Annotated in this window: 11 protein-coding genes; 9 read left to right on the top strand and 2 right to left on the bottom strand. The window is 61.7% G+C overall.

Going from position 1 to position 14,344, the window contains the following annotated elements; translation table 11 throughout:
- The first annotated feature begins 30 nt into the window (after nt 1-30).
- The 9 genes from murB to AC13CE_RS03445 all read left to right on the top strand — a co-directional run bounded on the left by murB (nt 31) and on the right by AC13CE_RS03445 (nt 10,642).
- On the top strand, nt 31-960 hold the full coding sequence (gene murB / locus AC13CE_RS03485; protein WP_482971542.1) for a UDP-N-acetylmuramate dehydrogenase: 930 nt from the start codon (nt 31-33) through the stop codon (nt 958-960).
- A 9-nt stretch (nt 961-969) separates the two neighbouring features.
- Nucleotides 970-1,938, top strand: a complete 969-nt coding sequence (locus AC13CE_RS03480; RefSeq protein WP_221537635.1) for a D-alanine--D-alanine ligase — start codon at nt 970-972, stop codon at nt 1,936-1,938.
- Nucleotides 1,913-2,839 carry a cell division protein FtsQ/DivIB gene (locus tag AC13CE_RS03475; protein ID WP_482971493.1) on the top strand — a complete coding sequence of 309 codons (927 nt, stop codon included), beginning with the start codon at nt 1,913-1,915 and terminating at the stop codon, nt 2,837-2,839. The genes AC13CE_RS03480 and AC13CE_RS03475 overlap by 26 nt, the downstream gene beginning before the upstream one ends.
- Nucleotides 2,839-4,137: a cell division protein FtsA gene (ftsA, locus tag AC13CE_RS03470; protein ID WP_482971492.1), complete on the top strand. Its 1,299-nt coding sequence runs from the start codon at nt 2,839-2,841 to the stop codon at nt 4,135-4,137. The genes AC13CE_RS03475 and ftsA overlap by 1 nt, the downstream gene beginning before the upstream one ends.
- 138 nt (nt 4,138-4,275) lie before the next feature.
- A complete protein-coding gene (gene ftsZ / locus AC13CE_RS03465) occupies nt 4,276-6,105 on the top strand; it encodes a cell division protein FtsZ (protein WP_482971491.1) in 1,830 nt (609 codons plus the stop codon).
- 40 nt (nt 6,106-6,145) lie between these two features.
- Nucleotides 6,146-7,933, top strand: coding sequence for an SPOR domain-containing protein (locus AC13CE_RS03460; protein ID WP_482971490.1), 1,788 nt, complete (start codon nt 6,146-6,148; stop codon nt 7,931-7,933).
- A gap of 145 nt (nt 7,934-8,078) precedes the next feature.
- A complete protein-coding gene (locus tag AC13CE_RS03455; RefSeq protein WP_221537631.1) occupies nt 8,079-8,582 on the top strand; it encodes a type III secretion system chaperone family protein in 504 nt (167 codons plus the stop codon).
- 126 nt (nt 8,583-8,708) lie between these two features.
- On the top strand, nt 8,709-9,491 hold the full coding sequence (locus AC13CE_RS03450) for a Bax inhibitor-1/YccA family protein (protein ID WP_221537630.1): 783 nt from the start codon (nt 8,709-8,711) through the stop codon (nt 9,489-9,491).
- Between the two features lie 170 nt (nt 9,492-9,661).
- Nucleotides 9,662-10,642 (top strand): hypothetical protein, encoded by a 981-nt coding sequence (locus AC13CE_RS03445; RefSeq protein ID WP_482971489.1) that lies wholly within the window; start codon nt 9,662-9,664, stop codon nt 10,640-10,642.
- A 65-nt stretch (nt 10,643-10,707) separates the two neighbouring features.
- On the opposite strand, the gene AC13CE_RS03440 is transcribed toward AC13CE_RS03445, so the two are convergent.
- Both AC13CE_RS03440 and AC13CE_RS03435 read right to left on the bottom strand, forming a co-directional pair.
- On the bottom strand, nt 10,708-12,741 hold the full coding sequence (locus AC13CE_RS03440; protein ID WP_482971488.1) for a glycoside hydrolase family 97 protein: 2,034 nt from the start codon (nt 12,739-12,741) through the stop codon (nt 10,708-10,710).
- Nucleotides 12,738-14,342: an alpha-glucosidase gene (locus tag AC13CE_RS03435; protein ID WP_482971541.1), complete on the bottom strand. Its 1,605-nt coding sequence runs from the start codon at nt 14,340-14,342 to the stop codon at nt 12,738-12,740. Before AC13CE_RS03435 ends, AC13CE_RS03440 begins: the two co-directional genes overlap by 4 nt.
- Nucleotides 14,343-14,344: the final 2 nt, after the last annotated feature.

Here is a 14,344-nt window from a genome sequence, read left to right as displayed (position 1 = left end):
GAGAACGACGTCTGGAACTGGGATGACGGCATGGCTCCGGATTGCGCCGTCGACGGCGGGATCGAAGCGCCCATCGATACCGACGGCTTGCGGGGCAAGCTGACACCGGATGCGCCGCTGGCCAAGCTGGTCTGGTTCAAGAGCGGGGGGAAGGCCGACTGGCTGTTCGAACCGGCCGACATGGACGATCTCAGGGAATTCCTCCGCCGTCTGGGCGGTGATTTGCCGATCATGGCACTGGGCCTCGGCTCGAACATGATCGTGCGCGATGGCGGCGTGCCGGGCGTGGTTATCAAGCTCGGCAAACAGTTCGCGGATGTCAGCATCGATGATGAAAGCTGCATTGTCGAATGCGGCGGCGGCGCACATGGCATCCTCGTTGCCAGCGCCGCGCGTGATTGCGGTGTGGCGGGCCTCGAATTCATGCGCGGCATTCCCGGCACGGTCGGCGGCTTCGTGAGAATGAACGGTGGCGCCTATGGCCGTGAGGTGAGCGATGTGCTGATCGATTGCACCGTGGTCATGCCCGGCGGGCAATGCCTCACGCTGCCCGCCGCCGACCTGCAATATTCCTATCGCCATTCTGCCCTGCCCAAGGGTGCAGTCGTCGTCTCCGCGCGTTTTCAGGGCGTGCCGGGCGACCCCGAAGCGATCGGGGCGAAGATGGACGAAATCGCCGAAGCACGCGAGAATTCGCAGCCTCTGCGGACGAAGACTGGCGGTTCGACCTTCAAAAATCCTCCCGGCAAGAAGGCCTGGGAGCTGGTTGACGCGGCCGGGTGCCGGGGTCTGAAGATGGGCGGTGCACAGGTAAGCGAAAAGCACGCCAACTTTCTGATCAATACAGGGGATGCGACCAGCGCCGACATCGAAGGCCTGGGCGAGGAAGTTAAGCGCCGCGTCTATGCGAATTCGGGCACCGAACTCGAATGGGAAATCCAGCGTGTGGGGCGACCGTAAGGAACAATAATGACCGATCTCCCCAAACTCCATGTCGCCGTCCTGATGGGTGGCTGGGCCAATGAGCGGCCCGTCAGCCTGATGTCCGGCGAAGGTGTCGCAAAGGCACTGGAAGAGCGCGGCCATAAGGTTACGCGGATCGACATGGACCGGCAGGTCGCGGCGCGGATTGCAGAGGCTTCGCCCGATGTCGTGTTCAACGCACTTCACGGTGTGCCGGGCGAGGATGGCAGCGTGCAGGGAATGATGGACCTGATGGGCGTGCCCTATACCCATTCGGGTCTCGCGACTTCGGTGATCGCTATCGACAAGCAGCTGACCAAGCAGGCGCTGGTGCCGCATGGCATTCCCATGCCCGGCGGACGGATCGTGAAGAGCGCGGACCTGTTCGAACGCGATCCGATCGCGCGGCCATATGTGCTGAAGCCGGTCAACGAGGGCAGCTCCGTCGGCGTAGCCATCGTCACTGACGAGGGGAATTACGGCAACCCGATCGCGCGCGATGCCAAGGGCCCCTGGCAGGATTTTGCCGAACTGCTGGCCGAACCCTATATCAAGGGCCGTGAGATGACCGCTGCGGTAGTCGATTTCCCCGAAGGTTCACGCGCGCTCGCAGTCACCGAACTCAAGCCCAAGAGCGGCTTCTACGATTTCGATGCCAAATATACCGACGGCATGACCGATCATATCTGCCCGGCGGACATTCCCGACCATATCCGCGATCTGTGTCTCGAAATCGCTCTCAAGGCGCATAAGGTGCTCGGCTGCCGCGGCACCAGCCGCACCGATTTCCGCTGGGACGAAGAGCAGGGCGAGGACGGGCTCTTCGTGCTGGAAACCAACACCCAGCCGGGTATGACCCCGCTCAGCCTCGTGCCCGAACAGGCGCGGCACATCGGCATCGAATACGGCGAACTGGTCGAAACGATCATTGCGGCGGCATTGCGCCATCATGAAGGCAGGGGAAGCGATGGCTAAGGTCAACCGCAAGCCCACCGGCGTCCGCCGGTCTGCCGCGGCGCGCAGCCGCAACCAGAAGGCGCGGGCCGCCAAGCGCCACACCTCGGGTCTGCTCGACCGGGCCATGACGGCGCTGCCCTTTACCGAGGAGCAGTGGCACAAGTTCTTTCTCGTCATCCTCCTGGCGATCGGTATGATCTTCGCCTGGAGCGTGGCGAGCTACGCCGGCGTGCCCGAAATGATGAAGATGGAGCTGGCCAAATCCGCCAGCCGCGCAGGTTTCGAAGTGAAGCGAGTGCGCGTGACCGGCGTCGAGCGGCTTAACAAGCAGATTATTTACGAACGCGTACTGGGCGAGCAGGACCGGCCTATGCCGCTGGTGGAGGTCGAGGAAATTCGCGAGCGGCTGCTCGACCTGTCGTGGGTGAAGGATGCGCGAGTGTCACGGCAGCTTCCCGACTTGCTTCGGATTGATATCGTTGAGCGAGAGCCGCACGCCGTCGTCGAGAAGCCCGACCGGCTGATCCTCGTCGATGAGACCGGGCATGAACTTGAACCGGTTTCCCGCGAAATGGCCAAGGACATGCTCCTGATTTCCGGTCCGGGCGCGCAGAAACAAGTCGCCGAACTGGGCCGCCTCCTAGATGCAGCGCCTGCGCTCAAGCCGCAGATCGCGGCAGCCGAATGGATCGGCAATCGCCGCTGGAACCTGACCTTCAAGACCGACCAGATGCTTGCCTTACCGGAAGGCGACAAGGGTCCGGCCGCGCTGGTCAAATTCGCCGAGATGGATGGGCGAAACAGGTTGATCGGCGGCAAGGCCATAGCCATCGACATGCGTGTGCCCGACCGTGCCTATCTGCGCTGCGCCGATGGCCCCTGTCCGCGCGGTATGTCTGCCGGGGTGAGCGCGGAATAATGGCAACCTCTCCCCATTTGCCGCTGCCGCGCATCACCCGCGTCCAGGCCGCGGTGAATATCGGTTCGTTCCGCATTTCCGCCATGGTCATGGGGCAGGGCGAGGATGGCGAGATGATCGTGCTGGGTTCCTCGCACCGCAAGAGCGAGGGCATCAAGCGTGGTTATGTCACCGACATGGAGGCAGCGACCCATGCTATCCGGGCCGCCGTCGAGACGGCCGAGGCCAATGCCAACACCAGCGTTTCCGGCGTATGGATCGGCTGCGCGGGGGCGGGGCTTTCCAGCAAGATCGTCAGCGTCGAAATCGCCATCGGCGGGCGGCGGATCGACGAGGATGACGTCGAGCACCTCCTTTTCGCGGCGCGCGACCACATTCAGCCCGACGGGCGAATGGTGCTGCATGCCCAGCCTGCCCATTACACGCTCGACGGGGCGCATGGCGTCGCCAATCCCATTGGCTTGCATGCAGAATCGCTGGGTGTCGATATCCATGTGACGCTGGCCGAGGGTGCGCCGGTACGAAACCTGATCGAGGCGGTGCAGAGCGCCCATCTGGACGTCGAAGGCGTCGTCGCCAGTCCACTTGCCGCCGCCTATGCCTGCCTGTCGAACGAAGAACGCGATCTTGGCGTGGCGCTGGTCGAGATCGGGGCGCAGGTCACCAACGTTTCTGTCCACGCAGGCGGCATGTTGCTCGGCCTTCGCTCCATCCCGGTCGGCTCGAACGACATCACGGATGCGATTGCCAGCTCGCTCGGCATCCGGCGCGGTCAGGCGGAGCGACTGAAGTGCGTTTCGGGTTCGGCCATAGCCACGCCCAGCGATCACCGCGAGATGATCCCTGTCAACGGCCCGGGAGAAGATACGGGCGGACGACCGGCGCGGGGAGCGGATGAACAGAACAGAGTTGCGCGCGCGGAACTCGTCTCGGTCGTCACCGACCGGTTGGGGACCATGACTACAGAAATAGGCAAGGGATTGAAGGGGCTCGGGTTTTCCGGTGCGAACGCCGGCCAGGTGGTACTTACCGGGGGCGGTGCCGAATTGCATGGCATTGCGGAATTCATGCAGGGAGCGCTGGGCCTTCCCGTGCGCCGCGGCAAGCCGCCAGCGCTGCGCGGACTACCTGAAGCACATGCCACGCCCGGTTTCGCCACGCTGGCGGGACTATGCCTCTATGCATCCGAAGATCCGGTCGACATTCGCTCGATCGGACCGAGCTATCAGCCGACCAGGCGATACTCCGGACTGGGGCTCGTGAACCGTGTCGTCCAGGCTGTCCGGGAATATTTCTGATATGTCTGCAAAACCAGCCGAAATTCGGCGCGTCTTGCAGTGGATAACGCCATTTAACCTTTGCATGCGTGATTCGCTTTGTGCCAAAAGCGAGGGCGATACGGCTTCGGCCCAATTTTTCTCCCGAGGGAACACCTGATGAGCATCAATATCGGACCCGCCTCCAGCGACGACATGCGCCCCAAGATCATGGTGGTCGGTGTCGGCGGGGCGGGCGGCAACGCCATTGCCAACATGATCGATTCCGAAATCGAAGGCGTCGATTTCATCGTCGCCAATACCGATGCGCAGGCCCTCACAACTTCTCCCGCTGAAAAGCGTATCCAGCTCGGTCCCGACATTACCGGCGGCCTCGGCGCTGGCGCCCGTCCCGAAGTGGGCAAGGCTGCCGCCGAAGAAACGGTCGAGGACATCGAGGATGCGCTCGAAGGCGTGAACATGTGTTTCATCGCGGCCGGCATGGGCGGCGGCACGGGCACGGGCGCTGCGCCGGTCATCGCGGAAGCCGCGCGCCGCAAGGGCGTATTGACGGTAGGTGTCGTCACCAAGCCCTTCCTGTTCGAGGGCACGCGCCGTATGCGTGCTGCCGAAGCGGGAATCGACGAGCTGCAGAAGCATGTCGATACGCTGATCGTCATTCCCAACCAGAACCTGTTCCTGGTCGCCAAGGCGGACACTACCTTCAAAGAAGCCTTCGCGCTGGCCGACGAGGTGCTGCAGCAGGGCGTTCGCTCGATCACCGATCTCATGGTCATGCCGGGCCTCATCAACCTCGACTTCGCCGACGTGCGCAGCGTGATGAGCGAAATGGGCAAGGCGATGATGGGTACCGGAACGGGCGAGGGCGATAATCGCGCTCTCGAAGCAGCCGAGCGTGCGATCGCCAATCCGCTCCTCGACGGTGTGTCCATGGCGGGTGCCAAGGGCGTGATTATCTCGATCATCGGCGGCGAGGACATGAAGCTCCTCGAAGTCGACGAGGCGGCCAATCACATCCGCGAACTGGTCGATGACGATGCCAACATCATCTGGGGCAGCGCTTTCAATCCGGATCTCGATGGGAAGATCCGCGTATCCGTAGTCGCCACGGGTATCGAGAATGATGGGTCGGTTGCGCCCACGCAGCAACGTAGCTTCAGCATGTCGCCGCAGCGCGCTCCTCAGCGTCCGGTGCTCGACCTGCAGGAAAGCACCCCCGAAGAAGAGCCTTTCGAACTGAACGAGGGGCTGTCGGCCGACCCCGAACCTACACCGGAACCGGCCTCCACCTATCAGCAGCCAGCCGCCGAGCCGGTCGAGGCGAAATACGATGATAGCCACGACGATGAAGGACCACTGGTGAAACCGGCAGGTCTTTCTCCTGCCGAGGGCGGCGATTATGGTTATGATGCGGATGAGGACGACTATGACGATGTCGATGGCATCGTCGATCCTCTGGCCGGTATGCGCAATGACGACACTGAGCGCTTCGATGACGAGGGCGATGCCGGTGTGCCCCCGCCTGCTGACGACAAGGGCTATGCCCACGGTGTCGGCGAAGACGAGGGCTGGAGCGACGAGGGCGAGCGCCATGCTTCGCCCCCACTCGACCTGTCGGATGAAGCCGACGACGATGCGCTTGAACTGGGAAGCGATCAATATGCCGACCGGGGAAGCCCGCTTTCGCAGAAGCCGGCGCGCAGGCCCCTGTTTTCCGGCCAGAACGAAACCGGCGGCGAAGGCACAGGTGGCGTAAGTGGCGCTTCCGGTGGCGGGGCTTCCGGGGATGGAACTGCCGGGGGCGGCACCGGCGGTGGCGGTCCGCCTGCAGGCGGAGGCTCGACCCAGGGCAGTACGCTGTTCGAACGCATGGCCAATCTCTCGCGCGGATCGAGCTCCAGCCAGGACGAGGATGAAGACGACGACGAGGATGAAGGCGGTAGCGGCCTTAACATTCCGCGTTTCCTCGGTCGCCAGAACAATCAGTAACCTAGAACCAATGCGTTATACTGCGCGTTGGTGAATAGAAATGGCTAGATACGAAGCCAAAAAATGGGCCGCCGGGGCCGCTATCGTAGCGCTTGCTGCGAGCGGTCAGGGGCTGCGCTCACAAGAAGTGGTGCAGCCGCTTCCGCCACCGGGTTCGCAGGAATTGAGCGCCGCCCTCCAGCGGCTTGCCGATAATGGTAACGACGTCTCGGCGCTGCTCGATGCCGGTGATGCGGCTATCAAGCTCGGCGATGTAACCGCAGCGATCGGGTTTTTCGGGCGGGCGCAGGCCCTGACGCCTTCCAACCCACGGATATCGCTCGGACTTGCGCGTGCCTACACGCTGTCGCGCCGCCCGGTAGAGGCGCTGCGCTTATTCGCAGAGGCGGAAAAGGGCGGAATCTCGCAGCAGGTCATGGCTGCAGAACGGGGACTTGCCTTCGATTTGGTAGGGGATTCGCGCAGTGCGCAGGAACTCTACCGCATCGCCCTCGCGGCGGGTGCGGGCGACGATGTCCGGCGCAACCTCGCCTTGAGCCTGGCGATTTCCGGCGACAAGGCAGGGTTCGAAGAGACGTTGCTGCCGCTCCTCGAACAGGGCGATTTCGCAGCGTTCAGGACCCGCTCCTTTGGCCTCGCCATTCTCGACGAAACCGATGCCGCCATCAAGATCGCGCGCGACATGATGTCCGCCCAGATGGCTTCACGTATCGAACCCTACCTGCGCTACATGACCCGGCTTACACCGGCCCAGCAGGCCGCTGCGGGGGCATTGGGCGTTTTTCCGGGTTCGGCCGCGATCGGCCAGGACGATGCCCAGATTGCAGCCTATTCGCCAACTCGAGGGCGACAGGCGGGCAATGCCGATAACCGCCTCCAACCGACAGGACGACCGCTCGGCCCGCAAGACTCCGCGTCTTCGGCAAACCGCTCGACCGGCCAGCAGCAAAGAGATCGGAGCCAACCCGAAGCTGCAACCGCTGCTTCACGGACTGTCGAAGCTTCGCCGGTCGAACGTGCTGCCGAACTCCCCTCAGTAAACAGGGAGCCCGCAACGCAGCCGATCGACCTGGGCCCGCAGCCTGCGCGACAGGCGCCTCCACCCCCGCCACCAGCGCCAGCGCGCCAGAATCTCGAGCAGGCCTTTGCCGCCTTCGATCTCGACAAAACCATTTCGACGGCCCCGCGCACAGGTGCAGTGGATATCCGGACAATCGATGCACCGCGCGAAACGGACGAGCCTGCTGCCCCTGTTCATCCACCGCGGCATTGGGTGCAGGTGGCAACGGGTCGGGACATTTCCGCGCTGGGTTTCGACTGGCGTCGGATCAGCCGCAATGCAGAGGGTCATCTGGCTGGAAAATCCGCCTTTACCGCTCCCTGGGGCGAGGCGAACCGTCTCCTTGCCGGACCATACGACACACTCCGCGAGGCGCGCGAAGTCGTCGACAGGCTCAAAGCGATCGGGCTCGACAGTTTCCCGTTTAGCAGCGCGAGAGGGGAAGAAATCTTTCCGCTTGGCGGAGCAAGGCCTGCCCCGGCCGCTGCAAAGCCCAGTCATCCCTCGCGTCACTGGGTGCAGGTGGCGACGGGCAGGGACCGGGACGCATTGGGCTTCGACTGGCGGCGAATTTCGCGCGGCGCCGAAGGCTCGCTGGAAGCGAAGGGTCCCTTCGTTGCGAAATGGGGTGAAGCCAACCGCCTGCTGGCTGGTCCCTATCCTTCCGCCAGCGAGGCGCGTGATGCGGTCAACCGTCTGAAGCAACTCGGCATCGACAGCTTTCCTTTTACCAGCGAAGAGGGCGAGGTCGTCGAGGCGCTCGACTGACCAGGCGGATCTATCCGTATCCACGGCTTGTTCACAGGCTTTGCACAAGCCGATTGGGTTCTCCCCAGCACCGACCAGTCGGCAGATTGCCAAGTACCCGCACCATTCTGCACATGAACCACATGAATTGGACCGGACCCTATTGATGCACGCCGTTGAACCGCGATTCGAGGTCGAGGACGACGCGGCGCCGCTCGACATGCTGATGGCGTTGTTCGAAGCGCGCGGTTGGCCTTGTGAAGCCAATGCTGAAGAGATTTGCGGCGAAATCCAGGGCAGTTGGGCGAAATACCAGTTGCGCGGCGTGTGGCGCGGGGAAGATCGCGTCCTCCAGATACTGTGCCTTCCGGATGTTCGCATAGCGTCGGAAAAACTCGGCGCCGCCCACGAACTCGTCGCTCTGGCCAACGAACAGATGTGGCTCGGCCATTTCGACATCTGGTCCAACGGCGGCGTGCTACTCTATCGCAACGGAACCTTGCTCGGTAACGACGGGATGTTGAGCCTCGCCCAGGCACAATCGCTGGTGGAGATTGCGGTCGAGGAGTGCGACCGGTTCTATCCCGCCTTCCAGTTCGTGCTGTGGGGAGACAAAAGTCCGCAGGAAGCCCTCAAGTCGGCGATGGTCGATGCGGCCGGTGAAGCCTGAGCCAGGTCATGCTTGTACGTTAAGCGTGTAGCTACCGGTTTCGCTTGAAATCCGGTGTCAATAACCCGATATTGCCAACAGAAGCGGGGCCTTGGGTTCGCCCCTGCACATGGGAGTTTATTGCAAATGGCCAACTGGAACGAAACCGACCGCAGACCGGACGTGACGTCCGTTCCGCGCGCTGGCGATGCGGTTGCCCGCGGAACCACGTTCGACGCGGGCCTGCGCCAGCACATGCTGTCGATCTACAATATGATGGCGTCGGGTGTGTTGCTGACCGGCATCGTCGCCCTGCTGTTCGTGAACACCGCGCTGTTCGAAGCTGCCTATCAGGTCACTCAGACGCCTTATGGCCGTTCCGTGCAGCCGACCATGCTGGGATGGATCATCTCGCTGTCGCCACTGGCCTTCATCCTGGTGCTGAGCTTTGGCGGAATCCAGCGTTTTTCCAAGACAACGCTGCAAGCCTTCTTCTGGAGCTTCGCGGTACTGTTCGGCATGTCGATGTCGACGATCTTCGCCACCTATACCGGTGAATCGATCGCTTCGGCCTTCTTCGCGGCGGCTGCTGCATTCGCTGGCCTCAGCCTTTTCGGTTATACGACCAAGAAGAACCTGTCCGGCTGGGGAAGCTTCCTGCTGATGGGTCTGATCGGCATCATCGTTGCGATGCTGCTCAATGCCTTCTTCTTCCAGTCGGGGGCGATGGGCCTCGTAATCAACATCCTCGGCGTGCTGATCTTCGCGGGCTTCACGGCTTACGACACGCAGCGCCTTAAGAATGAATACGCCTATGTTCGCGGCACCGAATATGCGGGCAAGGCAATCGTGATGGGCGCTCTCAGCCTCTATCTCGACTTCATCAACCTGTTCATGTTCCTGCTTCAGTTCCTCGGTAGCCGCGAGTAATCGCGCACTACCGACCGCAGCAGCGGAGCAAGTGATCGTGCCCGGGGCGAAACTCTCGCTCCGGGCATTTTCTTTGCCTCCTCAAGACGCTAGGATGTCACTGCTTCAGCTTCCGTCAATGATGGACGGGCGAAAATGACAGCCAGAATCTTGAGGAGGGACGGCGCATCGTGAGCCGCATTTCAGTACAATCCATTCGTCTCGCCGCGCTGGTTGCGGGTCTTAGCGCAATCGCCGCTTGCACCACCCCGCCGCCGCCACCCCCACCTCCGCCACCTCCGCCACCGCCGCCGCCGGTTGTTATTCCGCCCAAACCGACGCCGCCGATGAATGCGACGGCGGGCATGACCATACCTATGGTTGCGGCAACGGGTGTGCGTCAGACGGTCAATGCGAACATCAGTACAGCGCAGACCACCTGGAACCTGCGTTCGGCCCTGAACGTGGCTGCGCTCAATTGCCTCGACCCCGAATACACCGGGCTGGTCGACAATTACGGGGCATTCCTGAAACGCAACGCCAAGGTACTTTCGTCCACGAACCGCGCTTTGCGGGGCGAATTTCGCGAGCGGTACGGGCAATCCTATCTCGACGATCAGGATGCCTATATGACGAAAGTCTACAACTACTTCGCGCTGCCGCCGGCAAAGAACGAATTCTGCGAGGTCTCCTTCGCGATCAGCAAGGAAGCGCTGCAGGTAGTACCGGATGATCTCGATACATTCGCAGCGACGGCTCTTCCGCGGATAGAAGGCGTGTTTGAAGATTTCTTCCGTGCATACGAACAATATCGCGTCGACTTGCAGGCATGGAATTCGCAGTACGGCCCATCCCCGGTGACCACCACAGTGCTAGGCTACGCGACTGCGATGGAGCCTGCTGCGGGTGTCACGACGGACGCGATGGGCAATTCCGTGCCAATCGGGACGCTGGGCTCAACGTTGACCGATGTTCAGGGACCGGTCGACGAGGAACCTGCGACCGGTCAGGCGCCAATCGTTATAGCCACCGGCGATACTGCGCCCGATGGCGAACCGGTCTTAACCTTGCCCACAGAAGGACCGATCTTCCGGTCGGGCGAAGTGGTGCAGGGGGAGCAGGAAGAGCAGTCGGGGCAGACGGTTGACGATACGCCAGACCCGCAAAACTGATCGCGAAGGATAGTGACCGGATCGAAGGGCGGTCGGAGCGATCCGGCCGCCCTTCTTGCGTCGGATCAGCCCTGCGGCACGAATTCGATGGCGAAACCGCCTGCCGGTGCAATCCGCAGGTCGAGTGTCTGGTCCGCCGATACCGTTATTGTTTCCACATCCATCGCGTGGCGATCTTCTCCCAGCCCGTCGGCCTTCGCACCGTCGCGCCAGATGGTGGCTTCATAGGTCTTGCCCGGATCGAGGAAGGACAAGGGCACCTCTACTTCGCGCTCCGTTTCATCGGTAACCGCACCGACATACCAGTTAAGTGTATTCCGGTCGCGCCGCGCGATCACGGCATATTCGCCCACTTTACCATCGACGAGCATGCTCTCCGCCCAGTCGGCAGGGACACGTTTCACAAAGTCCAGCGCGCGCGGATATTTCACGAGATTTTCCGGAAGATCGGCGACCATCTGGATAGGCGAGTAGATCGTCACGTAGAAGGCCAGCTGGCGGGCAAGCGTGCTCGGCAAATCGGGCGCGGTAGCCCCGCGGCCCTCGAGCGAGAAGACGCCCGGGGTATAATCCATCGGGCCAGCCAGCAGGCGAGTGAAGATCAGTTCGGGTACATGGCCCGGATCGTTCTTTGGTTCCGCCCAGGCATCGTATTCCGCCCCGCGCGCGCCTTCGCGACTGACCCAGTTGGGATAGGTGCGCCTTAGCCCGGTATCCTTGATCGGTTCATGCGGATTGACGGCAATCTGGTGCTCGGCAGCTTCCTCGACCACCTTGAGATGGTGGCGGACCATTTCCTGCCCGTCGTGCCACACGAACGTCTCGTCTGAACCCCCTTCGCCAGCAGGCGCAATCACTCCGCCCGCATCGGCGACATAGCCGCTCTTCACGGCATCTATCCCGAGGTTCTCGTAGAATGCCATCGCGTCTTCGAGTTGCTCCTCATAGACCTTGATATTGCCGCCGGTTTCGTGATGGCCGATGATACGGACGCCTTTTTCCTCGGCATAGCGGGCAACTTCGGCGATATCGAAATCGGGATAGGCCTCGGTGAACTCGAACTCGCGGCCGTTACCGAACCAGTTACCGTCCCAGCCCTTGTTCCAGCCTTCGATCAGCACGCCGCGGAAGCCGTGTTCAGCTGCGAAATCGATGTATTTCTTCGCGTTCTCGGTTGTCGCACCATGCTTCTCGCCGCTGGCCCAGCTCTCGATGTCGAGATGCATGCCCCACCAGATGCCGATGTATTTGTGCGGAGTGAACCAGCTCACATCGCCAAGCTTGTTGGGCTCGTTGAGATTGAGCGTGATATCGCTTTCGAAGAGGCCCTTGGCGTCGGAAGAGATCAGGATCGTACGCCAGGGAGTGTTGAATGCACCTTCGCGAACCACCTTGGGGCCTCGCGGCGATGGAGCAAGCAGGGCGCGGAAACGCGTAGCATCCACGCGCTTGAGCCACATGCCGGAGTAATCGACCAGCGAAGCCTCGTGAAAAGAGAGATGCGTGCCGTTGTCCATGACCATGGTCACCGGCGTATGAACGGTCGACAGCGCGCTTACTGGGCTCTTGGCATAGAGATATTCATAACGATTCCAGTCGCCTGCGGGAATGGACCATGCGGTTCCATCGCCTGCTATATTGAACTCGGTAAGCTCTTCGGCAATGCGATAGACCGGCTGGGCCTCACTATCGGGAAACTCGATACGCAAGCCGATGCCGTCATCGAAGACACGCAGGCGGGCGATGAATTCGCGCGGGCTCTCGTCCCGCTCGCGGAATGTCACGGCCAGCTCGTTATGATGATCCTTCACCCACTGCCGTTCGCCCCAGGGTTGCTCCCAGCTCGAATTGTGCGTCTGCTCGCGAAATCCAGCGACTTCGAAATTGCGGCGCATCGGATCTGCATCGGTGAAGGTGAAACCGAGATTAGACTTAGCAATGATCGGCACACCGTCGCGACTGATCTCGTAATAGGGAATGCCTTCGCCATCGGCATCGAGTGTAACTTCGATGCGCCCATCGGGCGAGGTGACCGTCTCTGCATGGGCGGCAGACATGGGAAGCAATGCTGCGGAAAGGAGCAGGGCAAGGCGGGTCATATGGTAATCTCCGTGATGAGCGCGGCGTAAGGTGGCAATTGGTCCTTGCTCGCGCCGTTGATGGCGATCAGGGGCGAGCCTTCGCAATCGCGGATGTGGACCGGTGAACTGCCAAGGTTGAAGCGGAATTCGAGCCTTTGACCATCGGCCTCGCGCGATATCTCCAGCAAGTTGCCGCTGTGCCGACAAGTCAGGATCTCGCCATGACGCATGGCGGGATTGGTGGTGCGGAGTTTGATGGCCCTGCGGGTAAACGCGAGCAGGGAATTTTCGTCAGCTTCCTGTGCTTCCACCGAATTGGCCCGGTTTTCCTCGCCAATCGGAAGCCAGGGGTCGGTGCTGCCGAAACCCACGCTTTCGCTCTTGTCCCAAGGCATCGGTGTACGCGCCCCGTCCCGGCTCAGGGTCAGCGGCCAGTTGGCGATAGCCTCGGGGTCATGGAGCTGGTCGAAAGGAATATCGACCTGCATCAATCCCAGTTCCTCGCCATAGTAGATGATGGCATTGCCCCGCAGGCTCATCAGCAGAAGGGTCTTGAGCCGCACGAAGGCTTCCCGTTCATGTGGCTCGCACCAGCGACCGAGAGCACGAGGTGCATCGTGGTTTTCGAACGCCCAGCTCGGCCAGCCAAGACCCTCTTCTTCGGGCCAGTCGGCAAGCGATCGGCAGACCAGTTCAGGTGTCAGCTTGTCGGCATAGAGAAAATTGAAGCTGTAGGCGGAATTGAGATGGTCCTCGCCTGCCGTGAACAGGCGCATCTCGCGGAAAGCGTCGTCGCCGCCGACTTCTGCGACGGTGAAGATACCCTCGAACTCGTCGGTCAGCGAGCGGATGCGCTGGATGAAGCCTGGAATATCCGCATGGCTCTGGTTGTACTTCTTGACCTGGAAATCGAACGGGCGCGTGCGCGGTTTGCCATTGTCCGGTGCCGGGGGATTATCGCGCAGCTCCGGATCATGCATCGCGAAATTGAGCGCATCGATGCGGAATCCGTCGACTCCGCGTTCCAGCCAGAACCGCATGACCCCCAAAATCGCGTCCTGCACCTTGCGGTTGTGCAGGTTAAGCTGAGGCTGCGAGTTGAGGAAGTTGTGCAGGTAATATTGTCCGCGCCGCGCGTCCCAGGTCCATGCAGGGCCGCCGAAGACCGATTGCCAATTCGATGGCGGTGAGCCGTCGGGCTTCGCGTCGGCCCAGACATACCAATCGCTTTTGGGATTTTCCCTGCTCGACCTGCTTTCCACGAACCAGGCATGTTCGTCCGAAGTGTGCGAATAGACTTGGTCGATCAGCACCCGCAGCCCCAGATCGTGGGCCTTGGCGACGAGGGCGTCGAAGTCCGCCAGATCCCCGAAAATCGGATCGACATCGCGATAGTCGGAAACATCGTAGCCGAAATCCTTCATGGGGGACTTGAAGAAAGGCGAGACCCAGATCGCATCCACGCCCAGCTTGGCGACATATGGCAGGCGCTGGGTGATCCCCGGCAAGTCGCCGATTCCGTCGCCATTCGAATCCATGAAGCTGCGCGGATAGATCTGGTAGATCGTCGCGCCTTTCCACCAGGGCAATGCCACGTCCGGCGAAAGTTCGGCCGTCATGT

This window comes from Qipengyuania sp. B-5 (assembly GCF_056857815.1).
Note: the sequence above shows the minus strand (reverse complement) of the source record. Positions and strands in the feature narration are given on the sequence as shown.